This window comes from Streptomyces sp. MRC013, from assembly GCF_023614235.1.
GTDB lineage: Bacteria > Actinomycetota > Actinomycetes > Streptomycetales > Streptomycetaceae > Streptomyces.
Window position 1 is genome coordinate 5,132,997 of the sequence record NZ_CP094264.1, and the last position, 16,540, is coordinate 5,149,536.

The window sequence follows — 16,540 nt, forward strand, 5'->3', positions numbered from 1 at the left end:
GGGCAACATCACCGCAGGTCAGGGACGCGCATCCGGTATTTCTCCGGAGGCGCGCCCCGCCGCGCGGCCCACGTGCCCCGTCCACATGCCGGACAGGAGGCCTGGACTCCCAGGCCCGGGTTCGTATCCTCACAGGGCGCGGGCACAGAGCCCGCCGCGTGGGGGCCGGACCCGCGCGCCGGAGGGTGGTGGCACATGAGGACGACGCCCTACCCCTCCGCGCCGCGAGTCGGCCGGGCCCGTCTCATCGACCGTCTCGACCAGACGCTCCACACCCGCGGCCGCGCCGTACTCACCGGGCCCGCCGGCATCGGCAAGACCGAGGTCGCCCGGGCCGCCGCCGCCGAGGCCGCCGCCCGCGGGGAGACGGTCCTGTGGCTCGCCCCGCAGCCCGCCGACCGCGACACGCCCGGGGCCGCCGCGGCCGCCCTCGTCGCCTCCGTACCGCCGTCCGTCCTCGGCGGACTGCCCGGTCCGCAGCGCGCCGCCGTCGCCGTCCTGTGCCGCGAGGCCGCCGCGCCCGAATCCGGCCGGGACCCCATCGCGCTGCGCCTCGGCCTCGCCCGGATACTGCGCACCCTCGCCGGGAAGGGCCCCGTCCTCCTCGTCGTCGACGACACCCGCCACGTCGACCCCGACAGCGCGGACCTGCTCCGCTTCGCCCTCCAACTCGCCCCGCCCGGGCTGCGCGTCCTCGCCGTCGAGACACCCGCCGCGTACGGCCCCGAGGCCTCGCACGGGGTGACCGGCGCCGGCTCGGGGAAGGAGCCGCACACCGCCGCGCCCGGCGCCGCCGGCCCGGAGGGGGAAGCCGGCGCGCCCGCCGTGCTCTGGGTGCCCTCCGAGGCCGACGTGCTGCTCGTCCCGCCGCTCCAGGCCGACGAGATCGCCGAACTCCTCGTCCACCACCGGCTCGCCTCCCGCATGGCCGGTCGCATCCACCAGGTGAGCGGCGGCAACCCCCGCCTCGCCCTGGCCGTCGGCCGCACCCTGGCCGACGCCCGCACGCCCGTGCACCACGCCGAGGCGCTGCCCCTGTCCGGCCGCGCCCGCGACCTCGCCCGACAGATGCTCGCCCCCGCGCCGCCGCCCGTGCGCGCCGCGCTCCTGCTCGCCGCGCTCGCCCTGCGCCCCACGACCGCCCTCGTCCGCCGGGCGGGCCGGCCCACCGCCGAGGCCGAACTCGTCGCGGCCGAGCGGGCCGGACTCGTCTCGCTCACCGGGGACGGCGCCGTCGCCTTCACCGCCGGGCTGCTCCCCACGACCCTCGTCCACGACACCTGCTGGACCGAGCGGAGCGAGGCGCACACCGCGCTCGCCCGCGTCGTCGACGACCCCGTCGAGGCCGTACGGCACCGCGCGCTCGCCACCGACGTCCCCGACGAGCGCCTCGCCGCCGAGGTGGCGGCCGCCGCGGAGACCGCACGCCGCCGGGGCGACAACGCCCTCGCCGCCGAACTCGCCCTGCTCGCCGCCGAGTCGACCCCCGTCCACCTCGGCCGCCGCCGCATCGCCCGGCTCGTCGCCGCCGCCGGGGAGGCCGCCCGCGCCGCCCGCGCCGACCTCGCCCTGCGCGCCGCCGCCGACCTCCTCGCCCGCGACGCCGGCCCCGAGGACCGGGTACGGGCCCGACTCGCCGTCATCGACACCGCGGGCCAGGGCCTCACCGACCTCGACGAGCTGTACGTCCACGCCATGGAGGACTCCGAGGGCTCACCGGCGCTGCGGGCCGCCGTCCAGCTGCGCCTCGCCGTCAAGCACGTCCTCGCCGACGCCGACCTGGTCCGCTCGCGCGCCGCCGCGGTCGAGTCCGCCGCCCTCGCCGCCTCGGTCGGCGACCGCCACACCGCCGCGCAGGCGCTCACCCAGCAAGCCCGCGTGGACCGCGCCCTCGGCTCGCCCGACGCGGAGGGGACCCTCGCCGAGGCCCGCGCCCTGGAGAGGGCCGACCGGCCGCTCGGCGTCCGCAACGCCGCCCAGATCCTGACGATCCGCCACGCCCTCTTCGACGACCGGCTCACCGAGGCCCGCGACGGGATCAACGCGCTGCTTCCGCTGGTCGAGCGCCGCGGCTCCGTCGAGGACGCCATCGAACTGCTCCACACCCTCGCCGCCGTCGAGGCCCGCCTCGGCCAGTGCGCCGCCGCCCTCCAGCACGCCCACCGCTCCCTCACCCTCACCCTGGAGGCCGGCCTGTCGCCCGGCCCGGCCTGGTACACGCTCGCCCTCGCCGAGACGGCGGGCGGTTCCTTCGCCCGCGCCATGAGCTACGCCCGGCGCAGCGCCCAGGCGTCGGAGGAGGAGGGCGACCACGTCTTCCTCTCCCGCGCGCTGTACGTCCTCGGCAAGGTCCAGCTCGTCACCGGGGACGTGGCCGCCGCGCTGGACACGCTGCGCCGGGTGCAGGAGGGCGAGCGCGCCCTGCGGACCGTCGACCCGTCGGTGCTGCGCTGGCACGAGGAACTCGCCGAGGCCCTCCTCGCCCACGACGCGCGGGAGGAGGCCGAGGGCCTGCTCGCCGAGGTGTCCCCGGTCGCCGAACGCCTCGGCCGTACGACGGTGCTGCTCGGCTGCGCCCGGGCCCGGGCGCAGTGCCTGGCGGCGGCCGGCAGGCCGGAGGAGGCGGCCGCACTGCTGGCGGAGACCGCCGAGCGGTTCGCCGAGCACGGCCTCGTACTGGAGCAGGGACGGTGCCTGATCGCCCTGGCGCGGGTGGAGCGGCGACGGCGCAGGCGCTCCGCGGCCCAGCAGGCGCTGAACGGGGCGGTCGCCGTCTTCGAGCGGGCCGGGGCGGCGCCGTGGCTGGAGCTGGTGGCCGAGGGCACCTCCCGCGCCGAGACGGCCCCGGCGGGGGCGGGCGCGCTGTCGCGGCTCACCGAGGCGGAGGTGCGCCTCGCGCGGATGGTGGGGCAGGGGGCGAGCAACCAGGAGGCGGCGGCCCGGCTCTACCTGAGCGTCAAGACCGTCGAGGCGCGGTTGACGCGCATCTACCAGAAGCTCGACGTGCGGTCCCGCGCCCAGCTGGCCACGGTCATCAACGCGGGGCCGGCGGGCCCGTCCGGCGCCGGGTGCGAGTAGGCGCGGCACGGAAAGCGCCGCTGGGACCGGTCCCGTCCGGGTAGCACACCGCTCCGGGCGCCGCCGGGGTCTGTGGAAAGACCGCCGGACGGGCGCCGCCGGCTGCGGTCCGGGCGTGCCGGTGGGGTCCCCGGCCGGTGAGCAGGCTGGACCACCGCCGGGCCCTGTGTCCCGAGCACGAGTACGGCGATGTCACCCCGGAGGAGTGGGTGGAGTCCGAGGGGCACTTCGGCGAACGCGAGGTCGGACACGGCGACTGCACTCGTCCCCACGGATCACCCCGTCAGCGTGAACCCGCCTGCGTACGGCGCCCGATGCCGCAGGTCGACCCGAAGACGCTGCCGGGGCTCGCGGAGATCGGGAGGAACCCGGTCCTCCGGCGCAGGCGAGCCGAGGAGGAGCAGCGGCTCGGCGGGATCGAGGGCGCCGGCCCGACCCCGACCTCCGTCCGCACCGAGCAGGCCGGTGCGGCCCGCCTCACGCGCCGGTCCCCCGTCGCCCTCGGCATCCCGGCCGTCCCCCCGAGCGGATGACGTTTGGGGGCGGACGCTGGCGGTGACGCTCCCGGGAAACGGGGACCGCGGCGTTGAATGAGGGGCATGCTCTTCGACTTCACACACGACCACGACGGTGAACGGCTCAGCGGTGTGTACGGCGGTGACCCTTCCAAGGCCACCGCCGTGGTGCTGCACGGCACGGGCACCGGCAGCATGGAGCGACTACTCCCGCTGGTGCGGGAGTTCGCGGCCCGGGGCTGTCGCGGGATCGCCTTCGACTTCACCGGGCACGGCGAAAGCACCGGAAAGCTCGGCGGGTTAAGCCTGCGACGACGGTTCGAGCAGGCTGTCGCAGTGATCGACGCGTATGCGGGAGGGGACGGGCCGCTGGTCCTGGTGGGGTTCAGCATGAGCGGCCAGACGGTGGCCGATCTCGTCCGGCACTACGGGGACCGGGTGGCCGCACTGGGGATGTGCGCGCCCGCCGTGTACGCCGCCGAGGCGTGGGACGTGCCCTTCGGGGACGGGAACGGCCGGTTCGGCGGGATCGCCCGGCGGCCGGACAGCCGGCGGGAAGCGCCCGCGCTTGAGGTGTTGCGGGCGTACGAAGGCCGGGCGGTGCTCGCCGTTCCGGGCACGGACACGGTGATCCCGGCCGCGGTGACCGAGTCCGTACAGGACGCGCTGGCAGCGCGCGCCCAGTACACGCGGTTCGACCTTCCGGACGCGCGGCACCAGCTGGGAATGTGGTTCCGCGACAACAGCGACGACCGACGGGAATTCGTCGAGACGGTGCTGACCGGCCTGGACGACCGCGGCTGGTCGGCCACGCGCGCGTGGGTGGCCGAGCAGCTCGGCCGCGGCCGCACGGTCGCCGACTCGCACCTGCTGTCCGGCGGCTGGAGCTCCCAGATGCGCCGACTCACGCTCGACGACGGCACGGCCGTGGTGCAACGCACCTTCGTGAAACCGTTCTTCCGCCGCCACGGACCCGGCCTGCTGGCCCGCGAGGCGTCCACCCTGGCGCTGTTCGCCGGGCAGGAGGGCATCCCGGCGCCCGATTTCATCGCCGTGGACGCCACGGCCGAACACTGCGACCACCCGACCCTGTTGATGTCCGCGCTGCCGGGCCGCGTCCGCGTCGACGAGGACGACCTCGACCGGCGTCTGGACCTGCTCGCGGCTCAGCTGGTCCGCATCCACGGCGTCGTACCGGCCGAACGACCGCGCACCTACCAGGCGTGGACGTCCCCGGGCCGCGTCCGCACCCCGGACGGCCCGCTGTGGGAGCGGGCCGTGGACGTGATCCGCCGCGACCCGCCACCGTACGAAGGCTGCTTCCTCCACCGCGACTTCCACCCCGGGAACGTGCTCTTCACGGGAACCGGGCCCACGCTGCGGATCAGCGGTGTCGTGGACTGGGTCGAGACCTCGTGGGGACCCGCCGACCTGGACGTGGCGCGCTGCTCGACCGCGCTCGCGCTGCTGCACGGGCCGGCGTACGGGCTGGGCTTCCGCGAGCGGTACGAGGCGCACGGCGGCCGCGACCTCGCCGACGGCCCCGACCACCTGTACTGGCGGCTGCTCGACGCCCTGCACCACTGCCCCGACGCGGCGAAGCTGGCCGGGCCGTGGCGTGACCTGGGGCGAGACGATCTGACATCCGCGGTGCTGGGAGAACGGCTGGAGGCGTACGTGGACGGACTGCTGCGACGATACGGCGGTGAACGTTCCCGGTGACGCCGGGCACTCCGCACGTGCGCCGCGAGGACGCGCCCTCGCTCGTGTCGCTGTCCGATCCCCAGCGGGGCCGGGTGGCCCCGGCGCGGGCGGTGGCCCGGTCGGGCGGGCGGGTGCCGGTCTCCTCCTTCAGGACCGCGAAGAAGGACTCGGCGGCGTGGCCGGAACACGCCCCTGTTCTGCCGCAGGCCCGACCTGGGCATTCCCCTCGTAGCTCTCCGGATGCGCACTCCGAGCCGCGGTCGCAGTGCGCGATGCGGCCGGACCGGAGCCGGCCGCCGCCGGCGCGTCGACGACCGGGCCCGCCCGGTGGCGGTCGGCCGTCGCGTGGCCGACGATCTCGCGGATGGACGGGTCCGGTCAGGTCACCGGGTGAGGCCGGCCCTCGTCGGTGGCGATGAACGTGACGCCGCCGACCGCGGCGCGTGGCGGCGGGCGGGTACGGCGCCGCCGCGCGGCGGGAGCGCCGCGCGGCGGGAGCGTGGTGTGCGTCGTGCGTGTGTGCGGGGTGGGGCTCAGTGCTGTGCGGTTCCGCCGGCCGCCTGGGGGGTGACGCCCTGCGCGGCCTCCCCGGTGACGCCGTCGACCAGTGTGGTGACGTCGTCCGCGCCGAGCAGGGTGCCGGCTTCGGGCAGGCCGTCGCCGACCACGGCGTGCGAGGACGGGGTGAGCAGGGACGTGATGACTCCGGCGGCGAGGGACGCCACGGCGAGCATGCTGCGCTTCTTCATGCCCGGAACAACTGCCGAGGCGCTCCGCGGTCACGGTCCGGCCACGACGAATTCCCGCGCTTCCGGCGGGACGGCGTCCGGTCCGGTCCGCCGGGGGGCGGCGACGGGCCCCGTCCGCCGGGGCCGAGGGGCCGCGCGCCCGGTCTGAGGGCCCGGCGCGCACGGGTCCGGGGGACGGCCCGGACGGCCCGGACGGCGCGGGCGCCCGCCTCCGCGGCCGCCGCGCCTGCCGGGGAACGCGGAGCCCCCGGGCCGCCGGCCTCCGCGGCCGGCCCGGACGTGGGGCGGCCCGCCCGCCGGAGGACCCACGGGAGGCCGCCGGGCGGCAGGGGTGGCCCCCGCCCCGCCGGAGGGGGCGGGTGCCGGCTCTCAACGGGCGGGCCGGGGAGGCTTCGCGGCCCCCTGGCCCGCGACCGGCTCCGTACCGGGTCCCGCGGCCGGTCCGGTGCCGGATCCCGTGGCCGGACCCGTGTCGGAGCCCGTGGGCGAGCCGTTCGTCGGCGGCGTGCCCGAGGACGTCCCGCCGGGGCTGTATCCGGGGGTGGTCCCGCCGGAGGTGTCCCCCGGGGTCGTCCCGCCGTCCGTCGGACCGTCCGTGTACCGGTCCGTCGGGGTGCCGGCGGGCGTGTCGGTCGGGGTCCCCGTCGGCGTGGTGGGCGCGGGCGGCTCGGTGGTGGCCGGCGGCGTGGAACCCGTCGGGGTCGCCGAGGGGGGAGGGCCGTCCGGGGGCCGGGCGCTCGACGCGCTCACCGGTCCTCACGTCGACGACGGTGAAGGTGGGCACGGGCGTCGGCGCGGGCACCACGACCGCGACCTCCTCCGCCCGGAACCCCGGCCAGGTCTGCCCCACCACCTTCTCCGGCCGCTCCGTCCGGGGGCGGTCCAGCGGGTTGCCGCAGGCGCAGCGCACCCGGGGCGTGCCGTACCCGTCGACGAGCACCGCCGTGCCGGTCTGGAGCACCGCCTGGTACGGCACCGCCTCGCCGTCCTCGTAGCCGTGGTTCGTCACCAGCGTGTCGAGGCGCAGCTGGACCGGCATCAGGCCGCGCAGGTACCCGGGCAGGTCCTTCGGAGACGTGTGCACCACCGAGGCGAACGCCTCCGCCTTGGCGCGGTCCGACTCCAGGTAGGCGATCTGCCTCTCGACGTCGCACACGGCGCGGTCGCCGCTGCCCCCGTACAGGTCGGGCGCCGACCCGGCGTACTTGTGGTGCTGCTGCGCGGGCAGCCGTTCCACGGTGCGGCCGCCCGGGGTGGCCGTGCTGGGCGTGAAACTGTTCGGGGGGCGGTACGAGACGCTCTCCGCCCGCACCGCCTCCGCCTCGCCGGGGCGCGACAGCACCACGGCGAGCGCCACCGCGGCCACGAGGAGGCCGACGAGGGAGGCGATCACCGGGACCGACCGCCACCAGGGGCGCCCGCCACCGCCGCCCGCGCGGTGCGAACCGCCGCCGCCCCCCGCCCCGCCGCCCCCGCCGCTCGGGGGCGGGGGCGGCGGGGCGGGGGGCGGTCCGACGGGTTCCGGCGCGGGGTGCGAGAGCGGGCCGGACGGGGGGCCCGCGGGGCGGCCGGACTCAGAGTCGGAAGTCACATTCGTACCTTTCTTCCGTTCCGTGCTCATTGTGTGCCCCGCCCGGGTGTCGCTCGCAAGCCGGGAGCCCGGACCGCGCCTAGGGTGGCTCCGTGAGCAGCCACAGCAGCGCGGGGCGCGGCGCCGCGCCGAAGAGCCTCCGGCAGGCCGTGCGGGCCTGGCTCCACGCCCTGGCCGCGGTGTCCGCCGCGTTCGCCGCGATGGCGCTGACCGCCGCCCTCGGGCTGTGGGCGGCGGGCGCGGCGGGCCTGCCGGACGGGGCGTTCCCCCGTGTCGTCGCCGCCGTCGTCGTCATGGCGGCGGGCGGCGACGTCGAGCCGACGGGGAGCGCGGGCGGCCTCGCCCGCACGGACGCCGAACTGACCGCCATGCCGCTGTCGGTGTCCCTCGTCGGCGCCCTCGTCCTCGCCGCCGGGTTCCTGCGGCCGCTGCGCCACCGGGCCGTCGCCTCGGCGGGGGAGCTCCTCGCCCGCGTCGCCCGCACGGCCGCCCTCTGGCTCGCCGGGCTCGCCGCCCTGACGGTCCCGGCCCGCCACACCTTCACCGACCTGCTGCCCCCCGGCTCGCCCGCCGACCTGTTCGGGGACCTCCTGGACGCCTCGCCCAGCCTCGGCTTCCGCGCCGACCCCGGCGGCACGCTCCCGTACGGCCTGCTCTGGGTGCTCGGCGTGCTCGCCGCGGCCCTGCTGGTCTCCCGCCGGGCGCCGCTCCCGGCCCGGCTCGTGCGCCACCGGGAGGCCGTGCGGCCGGCCGCGTCCGCCATGCTCCTGCTGCTCCTCGCGTACGTCGTCCTCGGTCTGGCCGCCGGCCTCGTCGTGGCCGCCACGCGCGGCCACGCGGCGGACACGTTCGCCGTGCTCCTCCTGGGCCTGCCCAACCTGGCGTGGCTCGCGCTGGGCCTGGGGATCGGCGCCTCCTGGGAGGGCCGGGTCGACGGCCCGTTCGGGCTGCCCGTGCCGCACGTCCTCGACCGGGTGCTGCGCGGCCCGGAGGACACCGTCCTCGACGTGCGGTCCCTCGCCGCCCACGACGACCGCGCCTGGTGGCTGGTCCCCGTCGCGGCGGTACTGCTGCTGGCCGCCGCGTTCGCGACGGCGGTCCGCTCGCCGGCCCGCCCCCGTCCGTGGCGGCACGCCCTCCACCTGGGTACGGCGTTCGCCCTCACCCTGCTCGCCGTGGCGCCGCTGACCCGCCTCGACGCGCGGTTCGGGCTGTCGCTGCTCGGCTTCTTCGAGGTCGACGCCCTCAGCGGGCAGGTCGGCCTCCGCCCCCGCCTGTGGACGGCCGTCGGCCTGGCCCTCCCGTGGGGCGCCGCCGCCGGCCTCCTCGGCGAGCTCCTCGCACACCGGGTGCGCCGCCCCGGCCCGACCGGCGGGCGACCGCCCCGGCCCGCCGGGGACACCCCTGGGTAGGGTGGGCGCGAGAGCACAGCGCGGACCGGAACCGAGGAGCGGACGTGAGCGAGGCGGCATCCATCGCCCTGCAGCAGGAGATAGCCCGGGAACTCGGGGTCGCCGGTACCTTCGAGGCCGAGCGGGAGATCGAGCGCCGGGTGGCCTTCCTCGCCGAGCGGCTGACCTCCACGGGTCTGCGCTCCCTCGTGCTCGGCATCAGCGGAGGCGTCGACTCCACCACCGCCGGCCGGCTGTGCCAGCTCGCCGTCGAGCGGGCCCGGGCCGCCGGGCACGAGGCGCGGTTCCACGCCATGCGGCTGCCCTACGGGGTCCAGGCCGACGAGCACGACGCCCGGCTCGCGCTCGCCTTCATCCGGGCCGACCACGTACTGACCGTGGACGTCAGGCCCGCGAGCGACGCCGCCCTCGAGGCCCTGCTGGCCGCCGGCGTGAGCTTCCGCGACGCCCGCCACCAGGACTTCGTGCTCGGCAACATCAAGGCCCGGCAGCGCATGATCGCCCAGTACGCGGTGGCCGGAGCGCACGACGGCCTGGTCGTCGGCACCGACCACGCCGCCGAGGCGGTCTCCGGTTTCTTCACCAAGTTCGGCGACGGCGCCGCCGACCTGATGCCGCTGGCCGGCCTGACCAAGCGCCGGGTGCGCGCCGTCGCGGCCGCGCTGGGCGCCCCCGCCGAGCTGGTGCGGAAGACCCCGACGGCAGACCTGGAGACCCTCGCCCCGGGCCGGGCCGACGAGGAGGCGCTCGGGGTCACCTACGACGACATCGACGACTTCCTGGAGGGCAGGTCCGTGGACGGGCACGCCCGGGAGACGATCGTGAACCGCTACCGCCTCACCGACCACAAGCGCCGGCTGCCCCTCACGCCCTGAGGGAAGTGCCCCTTCCCGCGCCCCTGAAGGGCGGCCCCGGCGAGCGGGGCCCCCGGCCCGTCCGCGGGCCGGCCGGCGAGCGGGACGGCCCCGGCGCCCGGACGCCGGGGCGGGGGCCGCGCACGGCTCCCGCGGCCCGGCGGACCGCGGCGCGCGACCGCCCCGCCCGCGGCGCCGCGCGGAACCGCGGGCGGGGCGGCCTCCGTGTCCGGCCGCGCGCCGGTGTCACGGCGCGGGCCGGCCGTGGCGGAAGACGGGCAGTGCCCACCGGGGAGGAGCGGGCGGCGGGGGCGGCGGCCCGGCGGGCGACGGGGGAGGCCCCTCCGCCGGGCCGCCCGCGCCCCGCCCGCCGTCCTCCCCGCGGTCCGCCGCCCGCCGCAGCTCCGCCACGAACCCCATGCACGAGTCGAACCGGTGCTCCGGGGCCTTCGCCAGCGCCTTCGCCAGCACCCCGTCCAGCCCGGGCGGCAGCCCCGGCCGCACGTCGCTCAGCGGGGGCGGGGGGTCGTACTGGTGCGCCCAGAGCAGGGCCATGTCGTCGTCCCGGAGGAACGGGGGCGCGCCGGTCAGCGTCTCGTGGACGACGCACCCCAGGCTGTACACGTCGCACCGGCCGTCCACGGGCCGCCCCGAGATCTGCTCCGGCGCCACGTAGTCGAGGGTGCCCACGAACTGGCCGACGCTGGTGAAGCCGGTCAGGGAGAGCGACTTCTTCGTCAGCCCGAAGTCCGTGAGGTAGACGTGCTCGGGCCGCTCGCTGTCCGTCCCCTCGGCGACCAGGACGTTGCCCGGCTTCACGTCCCGGTGCACCAGGTCGTGGGCGTGCGCCGCGTCCAGTGCCGACGCGATCTGCACGGCGATCCGCAGCGCCGTGGCGACGGGCAGCGGGCCGGTGCGGTCCAGCAGCGCCCGCAGGTCCTGCCCCGGCACGTACCGCATGGCGATGTACAGCAGGCCCCGGGTCTCGCCGGCCTCGAAGACCGGCACGATGTTCGGGTGGTCGATCGCGGCGGCCACCCGCGACTCGTGCGTGAACCGCTTGCGGAACGTGTCGTTGCGGGCCAGCTCCGGCGCCAGGAGCTTCAGCGCCACGGTCCGGCCCAGCCGCAGGTCCGTCGCCCGGTACACGACCGCCATGCCGCCGCGGCCGACCTCGGCGTCGATCCGGTAGTGCGCGACCCGCTGCCCCACCAGCCCCGACGGCCGCCCGGCGGGCAGGTCGACGCCCGACGCCATCACCCCTCACCCGCCCGGTCGCCCGACGTGCCGCCGCGCCCTGTCCCCGGCGCGTCGACCGTCCGCGTCGGCTCCGCGGCGGCGGGCCGCTCCGGGGCGGCGGACGGCCGCGGCCCGCCGGTCCCGTCGCCGGGCTGCGCCGCCGGCACGGTCCGCGTCGGTTCGGGCCCGGTGCCGGCGGCGACGACGCGGGTGGGCTCGTGCCCGGGGCCGGGTGGCGCCGCGTCCCCGCCGGAGGAGTCCGGCGGCGCCGGCCACCGGTCCGCGCCCGCCGGGGCGCCCGGTCCGCGCCCGCCGCCCTCCCCGCCGGAGGGCGCCGCCTCCCACGGCGGCGCCACCACCCGGGTCGGCTCGCGCCCGGCGCCGTCCTCCGGGAGCGGCGCCGCCGGTTCCGGCTCCCGCCCGGGCGGCTCGCGGACCGGCCGTCCCGACGACGCCGAGGACGCCGACGGCGCCGACGGCGCGGCGTACTCGGCCAGGCGGGTGCCGTCGCAGTACAGCCACCGCTCGTGCTCCGCGTCGTACAGCCACATCGCCTCGCCCTCGACGACGACGCCCAGCCGCAGCCCGCCGGTGCCCCGACGGAACCCCTCGCCGTCCGTCCGGCCCGCCGCCAGGTCCTCCGCCGCCCGCCGGTACCGGCCCAGCGACGCCTCCGCGCGCGCCAGCAGCGGCCGCGGGTCCGCGGTCCGGGCCGTCTCCCGCTCCGTGGCCGGCGGGTCCTCCGGCACGGACACCAGCAGCCGCCCGTCCACCCAGGCCGACCAGCCGTTCGAGCACAGGACCCGCGCCCAGTCGCCCGTCCGCTCCAGCAGCCGCACCGGGAGGAAGGGGTCCAGCGGCACCGTCGGCCTGGCCGTGCCCGGGGTCTCCCACGCGGGCATGCCGTGGCGCGGTACCACGTGGGTGGGCCGGAAGTCCTCGGGGGCCGGCCCGCCCGCCGGGGCGGCGAAGGTCATGGCACGCCTACTTCCGCATGATCACCGGCTCGTGGCGGCGCAGCAGCCTCGCCACCAGGAAACCGAGGACGAGGGCGAGCGCCGGCAGCACCCCCATGTCGAACAGCCACGTCGGCGGGGTGTGCGCGAACAGCGGGTCCTTCGACCGCTCGCCCGGCACCGTGGCGCCCAGGTCCACGGTCGCGGCCATCGCGGCGAACGCCCACCGGGAGGGCACCAGCCACGCCAACTGCTCCAGCACCGGCGTCCCGCGCACGGACAGCAGCGCCCCGCAGAAGACCACCTGCACGATCGCGAGGAGCACCAGCAGCGGCATGGTGACCTCCTCCTTGCGCACCAGGGCGGACACGGCGAGGCCCAGCATCATCGCGGTGAACGACAGCGCCGCCACCGCCAGCGCCACCTCCGCGAGCGGCGGCAGCAGCACGCCCCGCCCGTCCGGCACGCCCATCGGCACGCCGACCAGCGCGACCAGGGTGAGCACGACCGCCTGCACGACCGTGACCAGGCCGAGGACGACCACCTTCGACATCAGGTACGCCGACCGGGACAGGCCGACGGCTCTCTCCCGGCGGTAGACGGTCCGCTCCTTCACCAGCTCCCGCACCGCGTTGGCGGCGCCCGTCAGCACGCCGCCCACACACAGGATCAGCAGCACGTTCAGCGTCGACTCCGGGCCCAGCCTCCCCTCCGACAGGGCCCGCGCCATCGCGCCCATCACGAACGGCAGCGCCACCATGATCGCCAGGAAGGTCCGGTCGGCGCTCAGCGCCGCCGCGTACCGCCGCACCAGGGTGCGCAGCTGGGAGCCCCAGCTCTGGGGCTTCGGCGGCGGGGGCGGCGGGACGGCGGCCCCGTCCGGCCGGGGCTCGGCGGGGCGCCGCATCGCGGCCTCGACGTACCGCTCGCAGTGCTCCGAGCCGCGGAACCGGGCCGCCCAGTCCCGCTCCCGGTCGTTCTCGAACGCCTCGAACGCCTCCGGCCACTGGGCGCAGCCGAAGAAGCCGAGCGCGTCGCCGGGCGGCCCGTAGTAGGCGGTCCGGCCGCCCGGCGCGAGGACCAGCAGCCGGTCGCACACGTCGAGGCTGAGCACGCTGTGGGTGACGACGACGACGGTGCGCCCGTCGTCCGCGAGCCCGCGCAGCATGTGCATCACCGACCGGTCCATGCCCGGGTCCAGGCCGGACGTCGGTTCGTCGAGGAAGAGCAGCGACGGCTTCGTCAGCAGCTCCAGGGCGACGCTGACCCGTTTGCGCTGACCGCCCGAGAGGCTGTGCACGGGCTGGTCGGCGCGCTGCTCCAGGCCCAGCTCCCGCATCACCTCCTCGACGCGCGCCTGCCGTTCCGCCTTCCCGGCGTCCTCCGGGAAGCGCAGCTCGGCGGCGTACCCGAGGGCGCGGCGCACCGTCAGCTGCAGGTGCAGGATGTCGTCCTGCGGCACGAGCCCGATGCGCTGGCGCAGCTCCGCGTACTGCCGGTACAGGTCGCGCCCGTCGTACAGGACGGTGCCGCGGTCGGCGGGCCGCAGACCCGTCAGGGCGTTCAGCAGCGTCGACTTGCCGGAGCCGCTGGGGCCGACGACGCCGAGGAGCGCCCTCTCCCCGACGGGGAACGTCACCCCGTCGAGGAGGGTCCTGCGGCCGCCGTCGACCGTGACGGTGAGCCCCTGCACGTCGAGGGAGACCTCGCCGGTGTCGGTGTACTCGACGAGGCGCCCCGCCGCGACGCGGTACGCGCGGTGGCCGATGCCGACGACGTCCTCGGGGTCCACGCGGGCCTCGTCGACCGGGCGGCCGTTGAGGAACGTGCCGTTGTGGCTGCCGAGGTCGTGGATCCGGTACGTCCCGTCGGGGTGGAGGCGCAGCTCGGCGTGGTGGCGGGAGACCACGAGGTCGTCGACGACCACGTCGTTGTCCCCGGCGCGGCCGATGCGGACGGTCCGGTCCGGCAGGGGGCGCACGGAGGTGGGGCGGCGGAAGGCCCCGGTCGGGGCGGACGGCGACACGGGCGCCGGCGCGGGTCCGTCCGCGGCGGCCGGCGGGGGAGGGGCGGCCGCCCCGGCGTCCGACAGGACGGCGGCCGGGCCGTCCTGCGGGTGGCCGAAGCGCAGCACCGTACCGGCGTGCACGTCCCGCTCGGCGACGCGCAGGCCGTCCGCGTACGTGCCGTTGGTGCTGCCCTCGTCCCGGACCGTCCACCGGCCGGCCTCCTCGCGGAACACCGCGTGGTGCCACGAGACCCGGCCGTCGGCGAGGGGGATGTCGCTCGCCGGGTCGCGCCCGACGCGGTAGACGTGGCTCGGGCGCAGCACCGTGGAGCATCCGTCGACGTCGACGACCAGCTCGGGTGCGGTGGGCACGACGGACCGCTCTCCCATGAGGGAATTCTAGCTTTTCGCCCCCTGATGCGCCCGATGGGCGGAGTGTGCCTCCCGGGGGAGGGGAACGCGGAGACCGACCCGACCGCCCGACAGGAGGACCCATGACGCCCGACCGCACACCCGAGAACCCCGCGACCGCCCACCCGAGGCCGGACTTCCCCGAGCAGGAGCAGCCGCACCCGGGCCGCACCGACGCCATGCGGCCCCGCCCCGACCACGGCGAGGAGTCCTACCGGGGCGGCGACCTGCTGCGGGACCGCGTCGCCCTCGTCACCGGAGGCGACTCCGGGATCGGCCGCGCGGTCTGCCTCGCCTACGCGCGCGAGGGTGCCGACGTGCTCTTCGCCCACCTCCCGGAGGAGGCCGACGACGCCCGCGAGACCGCCCGCCTCGTCGAGGACGCCGGCCGCAAGGCCGTCGCCGTGCCGTGCGACATCCGCGACGAGGAGGCGTGCCGGGCCCTCGTCGAGCGGGCCGCGACCGAGTTCGGCCGCATCGACGTGCTGGTGAACAACGCCGCGTACCAGATGGCCAGGACCGAGGGGATCGAGGGCATCACCACCGAGCAGTTCGACCGGGTGATGAGGACCAACCTGTACGGCATGTTCTGGATCACCAAGGCCGCCCTGCCGCACATCCCCGAGGGCGGTTGCGTGATCAACAGCGCGTCCGTGCAGGCCTACAAGCCCAGCCCGCCGCTGCTCGACTACGCCATGACCAAGGGCGCCATCGTCACCTTCACCCAGGGCCTCGCCCAGGACCTCGCCCCGCGCGGCATCCGCGTCAACGCCGTGGCCCCCGGGCCGGTGTGGACGCCGCTGATCCCGGCGACCATGCCGGAGACGGCGGAGTTCGGCAGGCAGTCGCCGCTCGGGCGGCCGGCCCAGCCCGCGGAGATGGCCCCGGCCTACGTCTTCCTCGCCTCGCCCGGTGCGAGCTACATCACCGGCGAGATCATGAACGCCACGGGCGGCACGCCGCTGCCCTGACGGCGCCCCGCCGTGCTCCGGGTCGCCCCGCCCGTCACCGCGCCCGGCGGCGCCTCCGCCGGGCGACGCGGCCCCGGAGCACCGGCGGCCACCTCCTGGTGTCCCGCGGCTCCACGTACGGCTCCTCCGTCGGGGGGAGGCCGGCCAGGATCGCCCGCTGGCGGGCCAGCTCCGCGTCCAGCTCCAGGCCCAGCAGCACCGCCAGGTTGGTCAGCCACAGCCAGACCAGGAAGACCACCGCCCCGGCCAGCGTCCCGTACGTCTTGTTGTAGGAACCGAAGTTCGCCGCGTACAGCGCGAACCCGCCCGAGGCCAGCAGCCACAGCAGCACCGCCACCACGCTCCCCGGACCCAGCCAGCGCAGGCCCTGGCCGCGGACGTTGGGCGCCCGCCAGTACAGCAGGGTCACCATCATCGCCACCAGGAGCACCAGCACCGGCCACTTGGCCACGCCCCACGCCGTCACGGCCGCGTCCCCGGCGCCGATCACGTCCCCGGCGCGGCGCGCGAGCGGCCCCGTGAACACCACGATCACGGAACTCGCCGCCAGCAGCACCATCAGCAGCAGCGTGAGCCCGACGCGCAGCGGCGTCAGCTTCCACACCGGGCGGCCCTCCGGCAGGTCGTACACGGCGTTGGCCGCCCGGATGAACGCCGCCACGTACCCGGACGCCGACCAGACGGCGGTGGCCAGGCCCACCGCCGCCACCAGCCCGCTCGTCCCGCGTGCCTCCTGCAACCGGCGCACCGCGCCGCTCAGCAGATCCCGCGCCGGGCCGGGCGCGAGCTGCCCGAAGCCGTCCAGCAGGGAGCGGGTCGCCGGGTCGCCGGCCGCGCCGAGCGAGGCCACCAGCACCAGCAGGGCCGGGAAGACCGACAGGACCCCGTAGTAGGTGAGGGCGGCCGCCCGGTCCGGGAGCTCGTCGTCGAGCGCCTCCCTGGCCGTGCGCCGCACCACCGCCCGCCAGGACCGGGCGGGCAGGTCGCCCGGACCGTCGTCGTGATTCACCATGCCCCCACGGGTTACCCGCCGCGGGCGGCCCAACCCGGCC

At 77.2% G+C, this 16,540-nt stretch carries 11 protein-coding genes and 1 pseudogene; 6 read left to right on the forward strand and 6 right to left on the reverse strand.

What is annotated here, in order from left to right; translation table 11 throughout:
• The first annotated feature begins 195 nt into the window (after positions 1-195).
• From LUW75_RS23360 to LUW75_RS23370, 3 genes are all read left to right on the forward strand, one after another.
• The gene (locus LUW75_RS23360; protein ID WP_250337370.1) at positions 196-3,078 is read left to right on the forward strand and encodes a helix-turn-helix transcriptional regulator; all 2,883 of its coding nucleotides are present in this window, start codon (positions 196-198) and stop codon (positions 3,076-3,078) included.
• Positions 3,079-3,215: 137 nt separating this feature from the next.
• The gene (locus tag LUW75_RS23365) at positions 3,216-3,611 is read left to right on the forward strand and encodes a hypothetical protein (RefSeq protein WP_250337371.1); all 396 of its coding nucleotides are present in this window, start codon (positions 3,216-3,218) and stop codon (positions 3,609-3,611) included.
• 66 nt (positions 3,612-3,677) lie between these two features.
• Positions 3,678-5,315: an alpha/beta fold hydrolase gene (locus LUW75_RS23370; RefSeq protein ID WP_250337372.1), complete on the forward strand. Its 1,638-nt coding sequence runs from the start codon at positions 3,678-3,680 to the stop codon at positions 5,313-5,315.
• Positions 5,316-5,830: 515 nt separating this feature from the next.
• On the opposite strand, the gene LUW75_RS23375 is transcribed toward LUW75_RS23370, so the two are convergent.
• Together LUW75_RS23375 and LUW75_RS24795 are read right to left on the reverse strand one after the other, a co-directional pair.
• The gene (locus tag LUW75_RS23375) at positions 5,831-6,046 is read right to left on the reverse strand and encodes a hypothetical protein (RefSeq protein WP_250337373.1); all 216 of its coding nucleotides are present in this window, start codon (positions 6,044-6,046) and stop codon (positions 5,831-5,833) included.
• Between the two features lie 790 nt (positions 6,047-6,836).
• Positions 6,837-7,667, reverse strand: a pseudogene (locus tag LUW75_RS24795) (DUF6777 domain-containing protein); the annotation flags it as partial.
• 62 nt (positions 7,668-7,729) lie between these two features.
• Between LUW75_RS24795 and LUW75_RS23385 the strand changes: the two are divergent.
• Entirely contained in the window at positions 7,730-9,049 is a 1,320-nt protein-coding gene (locus LUW75_RS23385; protein WP_250337375.1) for a streptophobe family protein, read from the forward strand.
• A gap of 44 nt (positions 9,050-9,093) precedes the next feature.
• A complete protein-coding gene (nadE, locus tag LUW75_RS23390) occupies positions 9,094-9,924 on the forward strand; it encodes an ammonia-dependent NAD(+) synthetase (RefSeq protein WP_284453863.1) in 831 nt (276 codons plus the stop codon).
• Positions 9,925-10,149: 225 nt separating this feature from the next.
• Here nadE and LUW75_RS23395 read toward each other — a convergent pair whose 3' ends face one another.
• The 3 genes from LUW75_RS23395 to LUW75_RS23405 are packed head-to-tail and all read right to left on the reverse strand — an operon-like array spanning position 10,150 to position 14,496.
• Positions 10,150-11,160 carry a serine/threonine-protein kinase gene (locus tag LUW75_RS23395; RefSeq protein WP_250337376.1) on the reverse strand — a complete coding sequence of 337 codons (1,011 nt, stop codon included), beginning with the start codon at positions 11,158-11,160 and terminating at the stop codon, positions 10,150-10,152.
• A complete protein-coding gene (locus LUW75_RS23400) occupies positions 11,160-12,119 on the reverse strand; it encodes an SH3 domain-containing protein (protein ID WP_250337377.1) in 960 nt (319 codons plus the stop codon). Before LUW75_RS23400 ends, LUW75_RS23395 begins: the two co-directional genes overlap by 1 nt.
• A gap of 7 nt (positions 12,120-12,126) precedes the next feature.
• Positions 12,127-14,496: an FHA domain-containing protein gene (locus tag LUW75_RS23405; RefSeq protein ID WP_250337378.1), complete on the reverse strand. Its 2,370-nt coding sequence runs from the start codon at positions 14,494-14,496 to the stop codon at positions 12,127-12,129.
• Positions 14,497-14,600: 104 nt separating this feature from the next.
• On the opposite strand from LUW75_RS23405, the gene LUW75_RS23410 reads away from it, so the two are divergent.
• The gene (locus LUW75_RS23410; RefSeq protein ID WP_250337379.1) at positions 14,601-15,488 is read left to right on the forward strand and encodes a glucose 1-dehydrogenase; all 888 of its coding nucleotides are present in this window, start codon (positions 14,601-14,603) and stop codon (positions 15,486-15,488) included.
• Between the two features lie 34 nt (positions 15,489-15,522).
• On the opposite strand, the gene LUW75_RS23415 is transcribed toward LUW75_RS23410, so the two are convergent.
• Positions 15,523-16,500: a YihY/virulence factor BrkB family protein gene (locus LUW75_RS23415; RefSeq protein WP_250337380.1), complete on the reverse strand. Its 978-nt coding sequence runs from the start codon at positions 16,498-16,500 to the stop codon at positions 15,523-15,525.
• Positions 16,501-16,540 lie beyond the last annotated feature (40 nt).